A 17069-nucleotide genomic window follows, 5' to 3' on the forward strand; every position below is an offset into this window, starting at 1 on the left:
CGCCGCACGCTCACTGCTCGGTCGGCTCGGTCGGTGCCTCGTGCAGGATCGGCCACAGTTCCACCGGCTCCTCGGCCGCGAACGGCATGTCCGCGGCGATTTGCCGGGCGCGCTCCTCGCTGGCCACGTCGAGCAGGTAGAAGCTGCCGACGTACTCCTTGGTCTCCAGGTAGGGGCCGTCGGTGACGACCGGGGCGCCGTCCTGGCCGCGCCGCACCAGCCGGGCGTTCACCGCGTCGGCCAGGCCGTAGGCGCCGATCAGTTCGCCGGTCTCGCGGTACTTCGCGTTGAACGCGTCCTGCTCGGCGATGACCTTGGGCCACGCCTCGGCCGGGAACGAGTCCCACTTCTCCTGGTTGCCGTAGACCAGCATCAGGTACTTCATCTCGGTGTCCTCTTCTCTCCCAGGGGCAGACGTACCTGGTGCCGGACGCAGCGGTTGCGCGAAAGCATGCGTTTACTGGGATTTGCTGTACTTGCAGCGTTTGCCGCGTTATCGTCACTCTGTGTTCCTGGCGGCAACGATGTGTAGGGACTGGGTGTCATGACTGCTATGTCAGCGGCGGTGGCTGAGGCGATCCGGCTGTTTCCGACGCTTCAGCGGTTGGTCGACCTGGGGAATGCCGGGTGGCGGTTCCTCCACGGGCCCAGGCTCGACGGGGTGCCCATCTACATCGACGGGTTCCGGCAGTGGGGCGGTGGCGTGGTGGACGGCCTGCGGGTGCGGGCGGACACGGACGCGTTGGGCATCCGCACCGGGCGCAGGTCGCCGGGTGACCCGCCCGGGCTGTTGTGGGAGCGCGCGGGCGATCTGACCGAGATCGTCGGCGCGCTGCTGGTCCTGCCCGCACCCGACCAGCGCTGGGCGCCGAGGCTCGTGCTCGGCGCCGCGCCAACGCTGTGGACGCCGTAGGCCGCCCGTTACCAGAGCACCAGGGCGTCAGGGCGTCACCGGCGAACAGCGCGTGACCACGATCTGGTCAGCGCCGGCCCTGCTCGGGCCCGCCGGTCCGGGGTGGCACCGGGCGGACGGCACGCGGACCGGCCACGCCGTGCGGGGCGACTGGGCCCTGTGGTGCCACCGGGCCGCGCGGGTCACGCGGAGCGGGCCGGTGCCCGGGGGCGTGCGGCTGGCGCAGCTGGGCGGTCTGCTCCGGGGACAGCTGCACGGTCTGGTCCTGGTCGCGCGGGCTGAACCGCACGGTCTGCTGGTCGGCCGGAGCGGACCCGCCGAACGGGGTGAACCGGGCCGTTGGCTCCTGCTCGGTCGATCGGCGCGCGGCTGCCTGGCGGCCAGCCGGAGCCGGCGTGGCCGAAACCGGGGCGACCGGGGTGGCCTGGACCGTGGTGGCCGAACCCGCGGTGGCTGGGCCGGCGGTGGCTGGGCCGGCGGTGGCCAGGGCCGGGGCGACCTCGACCGGTGCGGCGAACCGTTCCCGCAGCCGGCGGGCGGCCCACCAGACGAGCAGGCTGGACAGCACCCCGACCAGGGCACCGCCGAGCACGTCACCGGGCCAGTGCACGCCCACGAACACCCGGGAGAGCGCCACCAGCGCGGCGACCGCGGTCAGCACCGCACCGACGCGCGCAGACACGAACAGCCAGATCACCACGGCCACGGTGATCGCGGCGGTGGAGTGGTTGCTGGGAAAGGAGACGCCCGGCTCGTGCTCGACGAGCTGGTGCACCTCGCGGCTCTCGAACGGGCGGTTGGCCAGCCCCATCATCCGCAACACCCGGTTGACCAGGAAGCCGATGGCCAGCGCGGCGCCGACCTGGCCGACCATCCAGATGTTGTCGGTGCGGCCGCGCCCGCGCATGTTCCACAGCAGGACGCCGCCACCGGCCAGGAACAGCAGGTAGATCAGTGGCCCGGCGGCGAACAGCATCACGGCGTCCAGCAGGGAGGACTTCCCGGCCAGGCCGTTCACCGCGTCGAACAACAGGTCGTTCACTGAACTACCACCCCGGATCGATGAACAGTTCCGCACAAAAGCGTAATGGCGTGGTTGTGTGCCAGGCGCGAACTGATCTTGGTGCGACCGCCTCCCGGACCGCGCTCCCGCCCCTGGTCAGGGCCGACACCGCCATCAGCGGCGGTGTTCACGTTAGGTTTCGGGGGCCGCGAGCAGCCACTGCCGAACGTCACCAGGCGCATCTGTCTTTCGTCATGTGTTCGCGCGCACCGGAACACACCCACCCGCACCCGGCGGGCGAGCGGACCGAGCAACTGAGGAGTCGCGTGGCAGGCATCGGAGGCAGCAGCCTGGCGCACCGGCTGCGCACGGTCAGCCCCCGGGTGGTGGACATCGGGATCGCCGTGCTCGTGCAGTTGGCCGTCACCGTGCCGTTCGTGGTGGAGCGCCCGGTCGGGGCGCCCCCGGCCACCTGGTCCGCCTACCTGATGACCACCCTGGCGGTGGTCCCGCTGGTCTGGCGGCGGCGCGCGCCCATGACCGTGCTGCTGGCGACGGTCGCGCTGGCCCTCGGCTACTCGTTCGTCGACGGTCCCGGCCAGCCGCTGCCCTACGCCGGGCTGATCGCGCTCTACACCGTGGCGGTGCTGGCCACGCCGTGGCAGCGGGCGGCGACGCTGGTGGTGGCCGTGCCCGCGATCGCCATCGGTGTCTGGCTGAACACCAACACCGTGCGCGAACTGCTGTTCACCAGCATCACCGCGATCAGCGCGTACGTGCTGGGCGCGCTGACCCGCACCCGCCAGGCGTACACCGCGGCCATCGAGGACCGGGCCCGGCGGTTGGAGCGCGACCGCGAGATCGAGGCCGAGCGGGCGGCGGCGCGGGAGCGGGCCCGGCTGGCCAGGGAGATGCACGACATCCTGTCCCACGCGGTCAGCCTGATGATCGTGCAGGCCGAGGCCGGTCCGGTGGCCGTGCGCAACGCGCCCGAGCGCGCCGAGGCCGCGTTCGACGCGATCGCCAGCGCTGGCCGGGACGCCATGGCCCAGCTGCGCCGGATGCTCGGCGTGCTGCGGGAGACCGCGCCCGGGGACGAGCCCGACGACGCCGGCCGCGCGCCGCAGCCCACGGTGGCGGCCGTGCCGGCCCTGGTCGAGCAGGTGCGCCGGGCCGGCCTGCCGGTCGAGCTGACCACGACCGGGACGCCCCGACCACTGCCGGCGGACACCCAGGCCAGCGTCTACCGGGTGATCCAGGAGGCGTTGACCAACGTGCTCAAGCACGCGCACGCGTCCCAGGTCGAGGTGCGCCTGGACTGGGCGCCGGACGCGCTGGACGTGCGCGTGCTGGACAACGGCCGGGGGCTGCCGCCCACGCCGTCCGAGGGGCGGTCCGGCGGGCACGGGCTGGTCGGCATCCACGAGCGGGTCGCCGCGCACGGGGGTCAGGTGCGCGTGGGCCCGGGGCCGGACGGCCGCGGTGTGATGATTCACGTGAAACTGCCGATGCCCGACGCGCCGCGGGCGGGGAGGTGACCGGGTGAGCATCCGGGTGGTGGTCGCCGACGACCAGGAGCTGGTGCGCAGCGGGTTCGCCATGATCCTGGACGCGCAGCCGGACATCGACGTGGTGGCCGAGGCCGGCACCGGCGACGAGGCCGTCGCCGCGGTGCGCCGCCACCAACCCGACGTGGCGCTGCTGGACATCCGCATGCCCGGCACCGACGGCATCGAGGCGGCCCGCCGGATCTGCGCGGACACCGCCTGCAAGGTCGTCATGCTCACCACGTTCGACCAGGACGACTACGTCTACCAGGCACTGCACGCCGGCGCGAGCGGCTTCCTGCTCAAGGACGTGCGCCGGGACGACCTGGTGCACGCGGTGCGCGTGGTGGCCGCCGGTGACTCGCTGCTCGCCCCCTCGGTGACCCGGCGGCTGATCGCCGAGTTCACCCGCCCTGTCCGGTCGGCCCCAGTCCCGACCGGACAGGTGGACAGCCGGCTGGCCGGGTTGACCGCGCGGGAGCGGGAAACGCTGGTGCTGCTGGCCAGGGGCCTGTCCAACGCGGAGATCGCCACGACCCTGGTGGTCAGCGAGCACACGGTGAAGACCCACGTCAGCAACGTGTTGAGCAAGCTCGGCCTGCGCGACCGCACCCAGGCGATCATCTGCGCCTACGAGACCGGCCTGGTGGTGCCGGGCGCGTTCTAGCCGAGCCGCCGCCACTGCCGGGCCCGCCACGGCTGGGCCGCCACGGCTGGGCCGGACCGCTGAGGCCGGCACCGTTGGGCCGACACCGCTGGGACCACCGCTGCGGGGCCCGGCTCCCCCGTGCGACGGAGGCGGTGGCCGGCGGCTCCCCCGCGTCGGCGATGTCCAGAACCGGTCGTCTCGGCGATGTGCGCCGGGTCGCCGAAAACCAGGATCAGGAGTTGAAAAGAACAGCCTCCCACCTGGAGTTCTCCATGATCACACGCACTGGCCGGCGGCTCGTCAGAGTCGTGAGCGGCCTGACGCTCGCCGTGGTGACGGCACTGGGCGCCGGCGCGCTCGCCCCGGCCAACGCGGCCGACACCCCGGCGCTGCCGCCGGTCAACCCGACGGCGCTGCGCGCGGCCATCGCCGGTCTGCCCTCGGCCGAGGCGACCGCCGCCATCGTCCGGGTGGGCGGCACGAGTGGCAGCTGGACCGGCGAGTCCGGCACCGCCGAGCTGGGCACCAACCGACCGGTGTCGGCCAACGCCCGGTTCCGCGTCGGCAGCATCACCAAGGTGTTCACCGCCGCGGTGGTGCTGCAACTGGCCGCCGAGCACAAGGTCGAGCTGGACCAGCCCGTGCAGCGCTACCTGCCCGGGGTGTTGCCGGCCCGCTACCCGGACATCACCGTGGGGCAGCTGCTCAACCACACCAGCGGCCTGCCCTCGCCCGACCTGTACACCGGCCTGCCCGACCAGTTGGCGCACCGGTTCTCGGTGCTCACGCCGCAGCGGTACGTCGAACTGCTCTCGCGCAAGGACATGCTGTTCACCCCGGGCACCCAGCAGCACTACTCGAACTCGGGCTACTTCCTGGCCGGCATGCTCATCGAGAAGGTGACCGGCCACTCCTACGAGCAGGAGGTCAGCCGGCGGATCTTCCAGCCGCTGGGCCTGCGGCAGACCTCGGCTCCGGGCAACGACCCGTTCATCTGGGGCGTGCACAACCACGGGTACCAGACCGTGACCGACGAGTCCGGCACCCGTCTGGTGGACGTGACCGTGTTCAACCAGTCCGACACCTGGGCGGCCGGCGAGATCATCTCCACCACCGCCGACCTGGAGAAGTTCACCACCGCGCTGTTCAGCGGCAAGGTCGTGCCTCGGCCGCTGCTGAAGAACATGTTCACCGTGCCGGTGCACCCGGTGACGCACCAGCCGCTGCACGCCTACGACGGCGACGACGACCCGACCACCGGCAAGGCGGCCGTCCACAGCATGGGCATGAGCAAGATGGAGCTGGCGCCGGGGCTGGTCGCGTGGGGCAAGTCCGGCGCGCGGCTGGGCTACTCGGCGGCGATCGGCGCGACCGAGGACCTGAGCCGGATCCTGGTGTACTCGCTCAACTCCACCAATGCCAAGGCCGAGGGCCAGAACCAGCTCGGCCTGAAGGTGATCACGGCCGCGTTCGCCGGCTGACCACCAGTGTCACCAGCACCGGTCCGCCCGTGGTAGCCCCGCGGGCGGACCGGTCGCCGTGTCAGATCGGTGTCGGGTGGTGTCAGGTGGTGTCAGGTGGTGTCAGTCGGCGTCCGGCGGGGCTGGCACGGCAAAGGCGAGGATGGAGAACCGGCGGCCGGCGTGGGTGAACCCGCCGACGCAGTCCATGCCCAGGCCGGCGATGTGCACGGCCAGCGAGTGCCGGTTGCTGTCCTCCACGAACAGCAGCCCCACGTCGGCGTGGCCGGCCAGCACCTGCCTGGCGCCGCCGAACAGCAGCCGGGCCAGGCCCTTGCCGCGGAAGGCCCGGTCGACCACGATCGGCCCGTAGAACGCGTAGCGCTGCTCGGTCACCGGCCGGCCGTTGAACCGCAGGTAGTCGAGTTCCGCCAGCAGTGCGGCCAGCGGGCCGGTGGTGGCGGCGGCGTGGCGGGCGGTGCCCACGAACCCGACCACCTGGCCGGCGACCTCGGCGACCACGATGCCGGTGTCGGACTCCATCGCGGCCAGCGTGTCCTCGCCCAGTCCGGGTTGGACGAACCCGTAGCTCTCCTGCTCCGCCTCGGAGAGCGCGTCCCGCGAGTTGGCGGCGAGCAGGTCGAGCAGCCGCTGGCGGTCCGCCGGCCGGGACGGCCTGATCACAACGTCCTGGGTGGCACCGGTCACGGTACGACCGTACGCCTGGCCGCGAGGTATGCCGTGGGTGAACCTGTGTTCGCTCAGGAGTGAATCACCCCTGGTCGGCCCGACCCGCGTCGCATGATGATCCACATGTCAGATTGGCGATTCGGTGTGGCGCTCACTGAGCAGCCACGTTCGACTGAGGAGTTGGCCAACCGGATCCGCGCCCTGGACGAACTGGGCCTCGACGTGGTCAACGTGGGTGATCACCTCGGCTGGGCCGGGCCGTTCGAGACCCTGGTGGCCGCGGCGACCGCCAGTTCGCGGCTGCGGTTCCGCACCTACGTGCTCAACGCGGGCTTCTGGAACCCGGCGCTGCTCGCCCGCTCGGTGGCCACCACCGACGTGCTGACCGGTGGCCGGCTGGAGGTCGGGGTGGGTGCCGGGTACATGCGGGCCGAGCACGAGGACGCCGGCCTGCCCTGGCTGCCCTTTGCCGAGCGGATCGACCACCTCACCACCCTGGTCACCGAACTGCGGCGGCGGCTGGCCGACCCGGAGCACCAGCCGCGTCCGGTCCAGGACCGGGTGCCGGTGCTGGTGGGCGCCGCCTCCACCGCCGGCCTCACGGTGGCCGCCCAGCACGCGGACATCGTCGGACTGGCCGGGGTGCGCCCGGCGCAGGCCGCGCAGCCGGGCATCCTCACGCTGGTCGGCGCGGAGGAGACCGAGCGGTTGGTCCGCGGGGTGCGCGAGCAGGCCGGCGACCGGGAGCTCCGGGTGGACCTGTTCCTGCAGCGGGTGGAGCTGGGCCGGGACCCGGCCGAGGTCGCGGCCGAGATCGTCGCGGCGCTGCCGCACGTCAGCGCGGAGCAGGTGCTCGACTCGCCGCACGTGCTGCTGGCCAGGACCGCCGAGGAGGCGGCCGAGGAGGTGGTGCGCCGAGGCAAGGCCTACGGGATCACCGAGCTGACCACGCACGAACCGTTCGCGCCCGCGCTGGCCGAGGTGGCCGCGCTGCTGCGCTGAACCGCGCTGAGCTGAGCCGCACCGGCTCCGGAACGTGGGAAACCCCGCGGTGCTGCCAGGTCGGGGGTCCGACAGCATCGCGGGGTCATCTGAAACATCGGCAGGTGATCGTGGTCTGTTACACCCCCGGCTGCATGTGACTCACATCACATCTAATTCGGTTGCTGGGCGCGCGGCCGCGTGCTGATCCGCTCGCCGGTCAAACCGGGGAACCCCTTGCGCAGCACGGCCAGTTCGCCCGGTGCGGCTCACGCCAGCACCTCGGCCACGAACGGCTCGACCGCCGCGCGCCAGCCGGCCGGGTTGTCGAAGTGCAGCACGTGCCCGGCGCCGGCCACCTCGGCGTAGCGCCCGGCGGGCAGCCGCTCGGCCATCTCCCGCTGCTCCGCGCGCGGCACGTCGGACAGTTCGCCCTTGACCACCAGGGTCGGCGCGGTCACCAGGTCCAGTTCGGCGAAGTGGTCCCGGTTGGCGAACGCGCGCACGGTGGCCAGCGCGTGGTCGAAGGAGAACATCGGCCGGTAGCCGTCCGGCCCCTCCACCATGACGTCGGTGAACGACTCGCCCTGGCCGGCGTGCACAGCGCCGAAGAAGTCCCGCACGTCGCTGTGGCTGGTGAACGGCAGCGGCCACGAGTCGAACCAGGTGCGGAAGCCGGTTTCGAGGTCCCCGCAGCGGGCCCGCATGTCCCCGATCACCACGGCCCGCACCAGTTCGGGCCGCCGGCCGGCCAGCTGCCACGCGGTGAGCCCGCCGAGCGAGTGGCCGATCACCACGGCCGGACCGAGGCCGCACTGCTCGATCACGGCGGCCGTGTCCGCCAGGTAGGCGTCCCGGTCGTAGGGGCCGTCCGGGTTTTCGCTATCCGGCTTGTCACTGTGGCCGTGGCCCCGGAAGTCGACCGCCACCACCCGGCCGTACCGGGTCAGCCACCGGGCCGTGCGCGACCACATGCTCGCCCGGCACATCAGCCCGTGCAGCAGCAGGATGCCCGGCCCGGTGCCGCCGAACTCCAGCCCGGTCAGCCGCACCCCACCGGCCCCGGTCACCACGAACCGTTCCACCATCGCGCCATACCTCGTAACGTTGTACATCGAATCGATGTACGCACCCTACGAGTGGTCGTTCGGCCGGGGCAAGGGGAGACGACAATGCGAGCCGTGCTGGAACTGGCGATCCTGGGCTTCCTCAGCGGCGAACCCCTGCACGGCTACGAGCTGCGCACCCGGATCGCCCACCTCACCGGGCACGTGCGCCCGGTCAGCGACGGCAGCCTCTACCCGGCCATCAAGCGCCTGGAAAAGGCCGGCCTGCTCAGCCGCTCCCAGGAACAGGGCCGGGCCGCCGCGCCCCGCCAGGTCCTCTCCCTGACCGAGGCCGGCCACGCCGAACTGCTCCGCCGGCTGCGCGAGCCCGAACCCACCGACATCACCGACCGCAACCGCTTCTTCACCCTGCTGGCGTTCCTGCACCTGCTGCCCGACCCGGCCGACCAGGCCGCGGTGCTGCGCCGTCGCCTGGCCTTCATCACCACCCCGGCCAGCTTCTTCCGCTCCGGCGAGTCCGGCGAGCACCGCGTCCGCGCCGCCGAGGCCGACACCCCCTTCCGCGCCGGCATGCTCACCATGGCCCGCGACATCACCCGCGCCGAACAGCGCTGGCTGCGCACCACCCTGGCCACCCTCGACCCGGACACCCCGGCCGAGTGATCAGGGCCGCGGACGTCACCGGCCGGCGTCGGGAGAGCGGCGCTGTCCAACAGCAGCCACGCCTCGGTCATGCGAACGGGGATGACGGGCAGTGAACGTGGGGTCTTCGAGCAGCACGCACAGCGCGAGAAAGCGCAGTGTCCCCTCGGACAGCGCCCTGGCCGGCAGCCTCAGTCCATCCAGTTCGTGCAGGAAGAGGGTGAAGACCTCACGCACCTGATCCGGCTCGACGGTGATGTCCTCGACCCGGACACCGGTGAGATCCGAGAGCCTGCCGGCGACTTGGGCGTACACGGCCTCGGGGTCGGGCGTGGCGTCGTGCACGCCGGCCGCCAGGATCGTGGGGTAGTCGTTCGTGGTGACCGTGCTGAGCACGGTTCGACCAGCAGGCCGGCGCGATCATTTCGGCGGCGAGCCTGATCTGCCGTTCGTGGTGGTCGCTGTAGCCGTCCCAGAAGAGGTCACGGGGGTCGCCGCCGCGCAGGCCGGTGGCACCGCGAACGCGTTGGGACGCCTCCACAGGGTCTCGCTGGCCAGCCAGGACAGGAATTCGATGGCATCGAAGACATTGGATTTCCCGATGCCGTTCGCACCGGCGATGCACGTGAACGGGCCGAATTCCACGCGCACGTCCAGCAGGTTCTTGAACCCCTGGACCTCCAGCCTGGTGAGCATGCCGTCACCTTACGACGCCCCATCCGGTTCACCACCGGAAAGCGGGGCGAGCCCGGGGCCGCGGTCAGTTCGGCGGCTGGTAGTCCAGGGCGAGGGTGTGGCAGATGTCCCGCAGGCACTCCTCGAACAGCGGTTCCAGGTCCGAGTACGCGAAGCTGAGCTGGTTCAGCACCTCCATGCACAGCAGCCCGTACAGCCTGATCCAGCAGGACAGGGCGACGTGCAGTGCCGCGATCGGCAGCTCGCGGCCCAGTTCGGCCGCGTAGGGGGTCAACTGCGCGCGCACCGAGGCGGCCAGGTCCTCGGGTTCGGGAACGGGGAACGGGTTGGTCGCCCACAGCGCCTCGACCTGGTCCAGGAAGACCAGTTCGAAGTCGCGGCCGGCCAGGCTCCGGGGTGAGTCGGACCGCTGGTCGGCGGGGGGCGGGCCGGGAACCGGGCTGGCGAAGATCCAGCCGAACTCGGCGCGGTGGGTGACCGCCCAGTTCCGCATGGCCCGGCAGGTGGCGAGCAGCCGCGCGGCTGGTGAGTCCGGGGCGTGCGCGTCGCGCGCGGTCCGCATCGCGGTGGTCAGTTCCTGGAAGAAGTCGGCGGTCACCGCCGCGACCAGCTCCTCGTGGCTGGCGAAGTAGTGGTACAGGGCTGGGCCGCTGATCCCCACCTCCCTGGCCACCGCGTTGATGGTGACCGCCGCGGACCCCTGCGTGGTCAGCAGGCGCCGGGCCGCCTCGCGGATCTCCGCCAGCGTGGCCCGCCGGAGCCGGTCCCGCCGGCTGGTCTGTGCGGTCATGGTGCGTTTCCTCCTCGGTGGCCTCCGCGACGCTGTTGACAGCCTAGATCATCTATGTTTGTTTAGAGGCATTAAGCAAACCTAGAGAGGCTAAGGAGTTGCCGTGATCTGGTCGATGAGTGCGCTGTCGGTGCTGGTCGTGACCGGTGTGTGGTGGGGCCTGTCCAGGCGTGCCCACCTGCGGCGCGGCCGGCAGCAGCGGATCTGACCACCGATGCGGACAGGAGGAGTCGTGCGCAAGGCGATCGTGGTTGGCGGAGGAGTCGGCGGCCTGGCCGCGGCCGTGGCGCTGCACCGGCAGGGCTGGCGGATCGAGGTGCTGGAACGCGCTCCGGCGTTCACCGAGGTGGGGGCGGGGTTGGCGCTCCAGCCCAATGCGTTGCGGGCGCTGGACGCGCTCGGGCTGGGTGCGGCCGTGCGGGAGCGCGCGCTCACCGACCCGCCCCTGGGCATCCGGGACCAGACCGGACGCTGGTTGATCCGCAACGACCTGGCCGGGCTGCGCCGCCGGTACGGCCAGTGGGCCCTGATCCACCGCGCCGACCTGCTCGATCTCCTGCTCGCCGCGCTGCCCGCCGAGGCGCTGCGCCCCGGCGTCGAGGTCCGCCAGGTCGGGGCGGACGGGACGGTGGTGCACACCCAGGGCACGGCAACCGCTGACCTGGTGGTGGCCGCGGACGGCCTGCACAGCGTCACCCGGCGCTCGCTCTGGCCACAGGCACCCGGGCCCCGCTACGCCGGCTACGTCACCTGGCGGTTCATCGCCCCGCCGCGCCCGGTCGAGGGGAGTGTGGAGAGCTGGGGCCGCGGCGAGCGGTTCGGTTACGCGCCCCTGCCGGACGGACGGGTGTACTGCTACGTCATGGCCAACGCTCCGCGGGGGGCCGGCGGCGGGCTGGCCGAGTTGCGGCGGCGCTTCGCCGGCTGGCACAACCCGATCCCGGCCCTGCTCGACGCGGTGGCGGCCGAACACGCCGGACCCGGCCAACACCCGGACGAGCACGCCGTGCTGCGGCACGACACCCACGAACTGCCCGACCTGGACAGCTACGTGTCCGGCCGGGTGGCGCTGCTCGGCGATGCCGCCCACGCCATGACACCCAACCTCGGACAGGGCGCCGGCCAGGCACTGGAAGACGCGGTCGTGCTGGGCAAGGCGGTGGCCAGCGCGGACGTGACCGCCGCGCTGGCCGCCTACGACCGCTCCCGCCGGCCGAGGACACAGCGGGTGGTCCGCCGCTCGCACCAGCTCGGTGTCCTGGCCCACCAGGAGTCCGCCGTGCTGGGCACCGCCCGGAACACCGCCCTGCGCATGACGCCGCCGAGCGTCTACACGCGGTCACTCGGTTCCGTGCTCAGCTGGACCGCCTGAGCGCCCGTCAGCCGGCGCTGGGGCGGATGACGATCTCGGTGATGTCGGCGTCGGCGGGTGCGGTGATGGCGGTGAGCACGGCGGCCGACACCGACTCGGGGCGCAGGTACTTCTCCGGCTCGTAGGCACCGCCCTCGTCGGCGCGCACGCCGCGCTGCATGTCGGTGGCGGTGCGGCCGGGGTGCACCGAGGTCACCCGCACGCCGTTGCCGGCCTCCTCGGCGCGCAGCACGTCACCGAACGCGCGCAGGGCGAACTTGCTCGCCGCGTAGGCGCCCCAGCCCGCGTTGGCGCGCAGCCCGGCACCCGAGTTGATCAGCACCACGTGGCCGCGCGCCGCGCGCAGCGCCGGCAGCAGCAGTCGGGTCAGCTCGGCCACGGCCACCACGTTGACCTCCAGGGTGCGCCGCCACACCTCGGCCGAGGTGTCCGCCAGCGGGGCGATGTCGGCCACGCCGGCGCTGTGCACGAGCACGTCCAGCCGCTCGATCTCGGCCGCGGCGGCGGCCACCGCGGCCAGGTCGGTCAGCTCCACCGGCCACGCCCTGGCGCCGGGGAGGTCGGCGGCCACGGCGCGCAGCGCCTGCTCGTCCCGGCCGCCGAGCAGCACGTCGTGGGTGGGGGCCAGGGCAGCGGCCACGGCCGCGCCAATACCCCGGGAAGCGCCTGTGACCAGCGCGGATGCACGAGAGTTCATAACCTGACCGTAACGCGGTCTTGACGCGGCCCGGTTTCCGACATGGGATGCGCGGGTGAACAGCGACGCTGTCGAAGTGAGCGCGGACGGCGCACTGCGGGCGCGGGTGATCCGCAAGGTGGCCCTGCGCCTGGTGCCGTTCCTCGGCCTGCTCTACTTCGTGAACTACCTGGACCGGGTCAACATCGGGTTCGCCGGCCCCAACGGCATGAGCAGCGAACTCCAGCTCACCGCCACGGCGTTCGGCTTCGCCTCGGGCATCTTCTTCGTGGGCTACCTGATCCTCGAAGTGCCGAGCAACCTGCTGCTGCACCGCTTCGGCGCGCGCCGCTGGATCGCCAGGATCCTGCTCACCTGGGGTGTGATCGCCGCGGCCATGGCGTTCGTGCCCAACGGGACCGTGCTGATCGTGCTGCGGTTCCTGCTCGGTGTGGCCGAGGCCGGGTTCTTCCCCGGCATCATCCTCTACCTGACCTACTGGTTCCCGGCCTCGGAGCGGGCCAGGGTGGTGGCGCTGTTCATGGCCGCGGTGCCGATCTCCTCGGCGATCGGGGCGACCGTGTCCAGCCTGCTCATCGAGGCCGGCCACGGCCTGTTCGGCCTGTCCGGCTGGCGGGTGATGATGCTGGTCGAGGGCCTGCCCTCGGTGCTGCTGGCCGTGGTCACCTGGTTCTTCCTCACCGACCGGCCCGAGCAGGCGACGTGGCTGACCGCCGCCGAACGCGACTGGCTGGGCACCCAGCTGGCCGCCGAGCAGGCCCGCACCGAGCGCGAGCACCACTGGCCGCTGCGCAAGGCGCTGACCCACCCCCGCGTGCTCGGCCTGGCGTTCGTGTACTTCAGCATCGCCTACGGCCTGTACGCGCTCGGGTTCTTCCTGCCGACCATCATCGCCGGCTTCGAGCAGCAGTTCGGCACCAAGCTGTCCGTGGTGGAGCGCGGCCTGGTCAACGCCGTGCCGTACGTGATCGGCGCGCTGGTGATGGTGTGGTGGGGCCGGCACGGCGACCGCACCCGCGAGCGGGTCTGGCACGTGGCACTGCCCATGCTCGTCGGTGGCGTGGCCATCCCGGTGGCCCTGTACCTGGGCAACCCGTTCGCGGCCATGGTGGCGGTGACCGTCTGCGCGGTGGGCGTGTGCGCGGCGCTGCCCACGTTCTGGGCGCTGCCGTCGACGTTCCTGGCCGGCGCGGCAGCGGCCGGCGGCATCGCGCTGATCAACTCGCTGGGCAACATCAGCGGGTTCGCCGCCCCGTACGTGACCGGCTGGCTGCGCGACCTCACCGGCAGCCAGCGCACCGGCCTGTGGGTGGTGGGCGCGTGCATGGTGGCCGGTGCCCTGGTGGCGCTGGTGCTGGGCGCGAGCCCCAGGCGCGGCAACCCCGAACGCGCCCACACCGAGGCGAACGCCGGCGCGGAGTAGGAGCGAGCGGGCGCTCCCGGTGCGGGGCGGGCTCGGCCGGGTGGGCGTGGTCGCCCGGAGCGCGGCTGCTGGCCCTCGGCGCCGACCCCGCACACCTGGACCGGATCGACGTCCCGAACCAGCCGTACCGCCCCGGGCAACCACCCGACGCCCTGCTGCGGCTGGCCGCGTCCCTCGACGAACGCGCGGTTTCCGTCGAGGGCGGGCCGAGTTTCGTCTTCCCCAGCTCGCCCCCGGCGCTCGCCCCCGCGGTGCTGCCGATCATCGTGTCCTCGGACGAAGGCCGACTCGCGGCGCGGCGGCTGATCCGAGGGGTGGATCTGGACAGCACGGCGGAGAACGAACTGAGCGCCACCCGCCAGCGGCACGCCGACCACGGCACACCGGCTACCGCGCACGGCTACAGCATGCCCGCCGCCCGGAAGAGCCGGTCGTAGATCTCCCGGATCGTCTTCTCCTTGCGGCCGTTGTAGTCCATGACGGTCCCGCCCCCGGGAACCGCCGCGCGCTTGGCCTCCTCGTAGCGCGCGCGGTCCTCGGGGTGGGCGCGCAGCCAGTCGCGGAACATGCGGTGGCGGATGGTCTCCGGGCAGTCCGGGCCGAACACGTGCAGGTTGACCCGGGGTTCGGCGAACCGCAGCATCCGGTGCTCGTGCCACCACGGCTCCCGGATCGTCAGGACGTAGCCGATGCGTTCGAGCGCGGGAACGTACGCGTCCTCGTCGCGGGGGTCGGCGACGGTGAGGTCGATGTCGATGACGTCCTTGGCGGCGAGGCCCTCGACCGAGGTGGACCCGACGTGGTCGAGGTCGAGGACGGCGGCACCGAGCGCCGCGCGGATCTTCCCGGCCAGGTCCTGGTAGCGGTGGGCCCACTCCGGGTTGTGCGGGACGATCGTGACCGTCTCGCCCGGCGGTGGCCCGACGACCCAGGGATTCCCCAGCGGGTCGGCGTCGTGGTGGCGGGTGATCTCCTCGTTGGTCGGCACCCGCCGCAACCTAGCAGCGCCCGACCGAATCACCGACCGCCTTTCGCCGCTGCGCCACTTCCCCGCCCGGTGGGGGCGGCGCGGCCGGTCGCCGCCTCCAGTGTCCACTGAGGACTATCTACCGGGGACGGTTCAGTCGCGGTCGCGCGCCGAGGGGGACGCCGCCCAGCCGCGGAGCGCGGCGGGGATCGCCGAGCGGAAGGTGGCGTCGGCGGTGGCGGCGTCGAGTGCCCCGGCCAGTTCGAGGGTCACCAGCCCGTGCAGGGTCACCCAGAACGAGAGCGCGATCGCCGTGGCGTCACCGGTGACCTGGGACGCCGCCAGGGCGCGATCGATCGCGTTGAGGAGCGGTCGGATGGGATCGCCGGTACCGACGGCGCCGGAGGGGTCGAAGGTCTGCACTCCACCGAACAACACCAGGTAGAGGTGGGTGTGCTCGCGTGCCCACCGCCGGTAGGCACCGGCGAGGGCGTGCAGGTCGGTGAGCGGGTCGGCGGAGGTCGGCACCGCGGACAGGTCGTGGAACAGCCCGGCGACCGCCCTGTTGCGCACTTCTCCGACCAGTGCGTCCTTGCTGCCGAACAGCGTGTACACCGCCGCCGTCGCGGTTCCCGCCGCGGTGGCGAGGGCACGAACCGTGACCGACTCGCGCGGACGCGTCGCGAACAGTTCGGTGGCTGTCTCGACCAGACGCTCCTTCACGGTGTCGTCGTTCGTCCTCGGCCTACCCACCCGACCAGTCTAGATCGCCGTGCTAACGTGTTTTGAAACTAAGTTCTGAAACTTAGTTCGGAAACTCGGCGAGGAGCTGTCGTGCCACCACCCCCCATCCGCCTGGTCCGCCGCGTCGGTCGCCTGGTCCTGGCCCTTGCCGCCGTCGTGGGGCTGATCGTCCTGTTCCTGGCCCTGATCGTGCTGACAGCCGGCGCGGGCTCAGGACTCCTGGCGTGGCTGACGACCCTCGGCGTCGGGATCGTCGCCGCCACCTGGCGCGCTCGACGCCGGGCCGGGCCGGGCAAGCTCGTGCCGTTCCTGCCGGTGCTCGTCGCCGTGGCACTGGCGGCGGCGGTCTGCGTGCCGAGCGTGCCCACCGACCGGCGGTACCCCACCGCCCTACCGTTCGTGGCGACTCAACAGTGGGACCTGGCCACGGGCAGCCGGGTCGCGGTGTACCACTACCCACCCGCCCCCGGCAGCACCCAGCGTCCAACGCCGTTGGTGTACCTGCACGGCGGCCCCGTGCGCGGCATCGCCGTGCTCGACCACCGCTTCCTGCAACTCCTCGCCCAGCAGGGCTACGACGTCTACGCCTACGAGCAGCCCGGCGGTGGCCGGAGCGACCTGCTCCCCATGGAGCAGTACGGCATCGCCAGGTCGGTCCGCGACCTCGCGGCGTTCGTCGACCGCCTGGGCCGGGGTCGAGTCGACGTCCTCGGGTTCTCCGCCGGAGCGGCCATCCTCACCAGGGCCCTGGCCGAACCGGACGTGGCGACCCGCCTGCACCGGGCGATCATCGCCGAGCCCGGCCCGGCGGACGGCCCCACCGCGCGGATCAGCGGGCAACAGGGGCGACCGAACGCCCGCGCTCTCGCCCCACCCCCGAGCGGGCCGCGTTCCACGAACACCCCCAGGTACGCCGTGGCGTTCGGGCTCATGCGACTCGGGCTGCTCGGCCCGGACACCGGGCTGATCGGGCAGGCCGAGGGCGTCAACGCGTTCACCGCCGCCGACCTCGGCGGCGACACCGCGTCCGCCTACTGCGCCAAGGACGCCCACCGCATTCCCGTGGAGGACACCGTGGAGAACTTCTCCTTCAGCGCAGCCGCGAGCCAGCGCGTCCAACAGACGATCAGGGAGTCGCCGTCGATCGCCGCGCGACTGGGGAGCTCCGAAACCCCCGCCATGCTGATGGTCGCCGAGTGTTCCTCGCAGGTGCGGCAATGGGCGACCACGATCCTGGCCGACGATCCCGCCATCGAGCGAACCCAGTACCTGCCCGGCGTGGGACACCACATGTGGAACGGCCTGGACCGCAACAACGAGCAGGCGTACGCCGTCATCGACGCGTTCCTGCGCGACGCGCCGGCCCCCCTGCCGAACTACCCGACCCCCGCCGACATCCCCGCGTTCCTCCAGGACCGGCGATGAGGA

19 protein-coding genes are annotated in these 17069 nt (G+C 72.3%); 9 read left to right on the forward strand and 10 right to left on the reverse strand.

Annotated features, from left to right (window positions below; genetic code table 11):
- Positions 1 to 10: 10 nt before the first annotated feature.
- Positions 11 to 385, reverse strand: a complete 375-nt coding sequence (locus LX83_RS34220; RefSeq protein ID WP_253779310.1) for a YciI family protein — start codon at positions 383 to 385, stop codon at positions 11 to 13.
- Between the two features lie 276 nt (positions 386 to 661).
- Between LX83_RS34220 and LX83_RS34225 the strand changes: the two genes are divergently transcribed.
- Positions 662 to 913, forward strand: coding sequence for a hypothetical protein (locus LX83_RS34225; RefSeq protein ID WP_253779312.1), 252 nt, complete (start codon positions 662 to 664; stop codon positions 911 to 913).
- A 67-nt stretch (positions 914 to 980) separates the two neighbouring features.
- Here LX83_RS34225 and LX83_RS34230 read toward each other — a convergent pair whose 3' ends face one another.
- On the reverse strand, positions 981 to 1955 hold the full coding sequence (locus LX83_RS34230; RefSeq protein ID WP_253779314.1) for an undecaprenyl-diphosphatase: 975 nt from the start codon (positions 1953 to 1955) through the stop codon (positions 981 to 983).
- 287 nt (positions 1956 to 2242) lie between these two features.
- Between LX83_RS34230 and LX83_RS34235 the strand changes: the two genes are divergently transcribed.
- From LX83_RS34235 to LX83_RS34245, 3 genes are all read left to right on the forward strand, one after another.
- Positions 2243 to 3454, forward strand: a complete 1212-nt coding sequence (locus LX83_RS34235; RefSeq protein ID WP_253779316.1) for a sensor histidine kinase — start codon at positions 2243 to 2245, stop codon at positions 3452 to 3454.
- A gap of 4 nt (positions 3455 to 3458) precedes the next feature.
- On the forward strand, positions 3459 to 4130 hold the full coding sequence (locus LX83_RS34240; RefSeq protein ID WP_308204109.1) for a response regulator transcription factor: 672 nt from the start codon (positions 3459 to 3461) through the stop codon (positions 4128 to 4130).
- A 254-nt stretch (positions 4131 to 4384) separates the two neighbouring features.
- The gene (locus tag LX83_RS34245; protein ID WP_253779318.1) at positions 4385 to 5593 is read left to right on the forward strand and encodes a serine hydrolase domain-containing protein; all 1209 of its coding nucleotides are present in this window, start codon (positions 4385 to 4387) and stop codon (positions 5591 to 5593) included.
- A gap of 102 nt (positions 5594 to 5695) precedes the next feature.
- On the opposite strand, the gene LX83_RS34250 is transcribed toward LX83_RS34245, so the two are convergent.
- Positions 5696 to 6280 carry a GNAT family N-acetyltransferase gene (locus LX83_RS34250; protein ID WP_253779320.1) on the reverse strand — a complete coding sequence of 195 codons (585 nt, stop codon included), beginning with the start codon at positions 6278 to 6280 and terminating at the stop codon, positions 5696 to 5698.
- Positions 6281 to 6385: 105 nt separating this feature from the next.
- Here LX83_RS34250 and LX83_RS34255 point away from each other — a divergent pair, with 105 nt between their 5' ends.
- Positions 6386 to 7264, forward strand: coding sequence for a TIGR03621 family F420-dependent LLM class oxidoreductase (locus LX83_RS34255; RefSeq protein ID WP_253779323.1), 879 nt, complete (start codon positions 6386 to 6388; stop codon positions 7262 to 7264).
- 248 nt (positions 7265 to 7512) lie between these two features.
- Here LX83_RS34255 and LX83_RS34260 read toward each other — a convergent pair whose 3' ends face one another.
- Positions 7513 to 8331, reverse strand: a complete 819-nt coding sequence (locus tag LX83_RS34260; protein ID WP_253779326.1) for an alpha/beta fold hydrolase — start codon at positions 8329 to 8331, stop codon at positions 7513 to 7515.
- A gap of 84 nt (positions 8332 to 8415) precedes the next feature.
- On the opposite strand from LX83_RS34260, the gene LX83_RS34265 reads away from it, so the two are divergent.
- A complete protein-coding gene (locus tag LX83_RS34265) occupies positions 8416 to 8973 on the forward strand; it encodes a PadR family transcriptional regulator (protein ID WP_253779329.1) in 558 nt (185 codons plus the stop codon).
- A 15-nt stretch (positions 8974 to 8988) separates the two neighbouring features.
- Here LX83_RS34265 and LX83_RS34270 read toward each other — a convergent pair whose 3' ends face one another.
- From LX83_RS34270 to LX83_RS34280, 3 genes are all read right to left on the reverse strand, one after another.
- Positions 8989 to 9348: an ATP-binding protein gene (locus tag LX83_RS34270; RefSeq protein ID WP_253779332.1), complete on the reverse strand. Its 360-nt coding sequence runs from the start codon at positions 9346 to 9348 to the stop codon at positions 8989 to 8991.
- A gap of 24 nt (positions 9349 to 9372) precedes the next feature.
- A complete protein-coding gene (locus LX83_RS34275; RefSeq protein WP_253779334.1) occupies positions 9373 to 9648 on the reverse strand; it encodes an AAA family ATPase in 276 nt (91 codons plus the stop codon).
- Positions 9649 to 9712: 64 nt separating this feature from the next.
- Entirely contained in the window at positions 9713 to 10438 is a 726-nt protein-coding gene (locus tag LX83_RS34280) for a TetR/AcrR family transcriptional regulator (RefSeq protein WP_253779335.1), read from the reverse strand.
- A 232-nt stretch (positions 10439 to 10670) separates the two neighbouring features.
- Between LX83_RS34280 and LX83_RS34285 the strand changes: the two genes are divergently transcribed.
- Entirely contained in the window at positions 10671 to 11810 is a 1140-nt protein-coding gene (locus LX83_RS34285; protein ID WP_253779337.1) for an FAD-dependent monooxygenase, read from the forward strand.
- A gap of 7 nt (positions 11811 to 11817) precedes the next feature.
- Here LX83_RS34285 and LX83_RS34290 read toward each other — a convergent pair whose 3' ends face one another.
- Positions 11818 to 12507: an SDR family oxidoreductase gene (locus LX83_RS34290; protein WP_253779340.1), complete on the reverse strand. Its 690-nt coding sequence runs from the start codon at positions 12505 to 12507 to the stop codon at positions 11818 to 11820.
- Between the two features lie 55 nt (positions 12508 to 12562).
- Here LX83_RS34290 and LX83_RS34295 point away from each other — a divergent pair, with 55 nt between their 5' ends.
- Positions 12563 to 13930, forward strand: coding sequence for an MFS transporter (locus tag LX83_RS34295; protein WP_253779344.1), 1368 nt, complete (start codon positions 12563 to 12565; stop codon positions 13928 to 13930).
- A 400-nt stretch (positions 13931 to 14330) separates the two neighbouring features.
- Here LX83_RS34295 and LX83_RS34300 read toward each other — a convergent pair whose 3' ends face one another.
- Both LX83_RS34300 and LX83_RS34305 read right to left on the reverse strand, forming a co-directional pair.
- The gene (locus LX83_RS34300) at positions 14331 to 14918 is read right to left on the reverse strand and encodes a GrpB family protein (protein WP_253779346.1); all 588 of its coding nucleotides are present in this window, start codon (positions 14916 to 14918) and stop codon (positions 14331 to 14333) included.
- 132 nt (positions 14919 to 15050) lie between these two features.
- Positions 15051 to 15650 (reverse strand): TetR-like C-terminal domain-containing protein, encoded by a 600-nt coding sequence (locus LX83_RS34305; protein ID WP_253779349.1) that lies wholly within the window; start codon positions 15648 to 15650, stop codon positions 15051 to 15053.
- A gap of 81 nt (positions 15651 to 15731) precedes the next feature.
- On the opposite strand from LX83_RS34305, the gene LX83_RS34310 reads away from it, so the two are divergent.
- On the forward strand, positions 15732 to 17066 hold the full coding sequence (locus LX83_RS34310; protein ID WP_253779352.1) for an alpha/beta hydrolase: 1335 nt from the start codon (positions 15732 to 15734) through the stop codon (positions 17064 to 17066).
- Positions 17067 to 17069 lie beyond the last annotated feature (3 nt).

It is taken from the genome of Goodfellowiella coeruleoviolacea (assembly GCF_024171785.1).
In the GTDB taxonomy this organism is placed as follows: domain Bacteria; phylum Actinomycetota; class Actinomycetes; order Mycobacteriales; family Pseudonocardiaceae; genus Goodfellowiella; species Goodfellowiella coeruleoviolacea.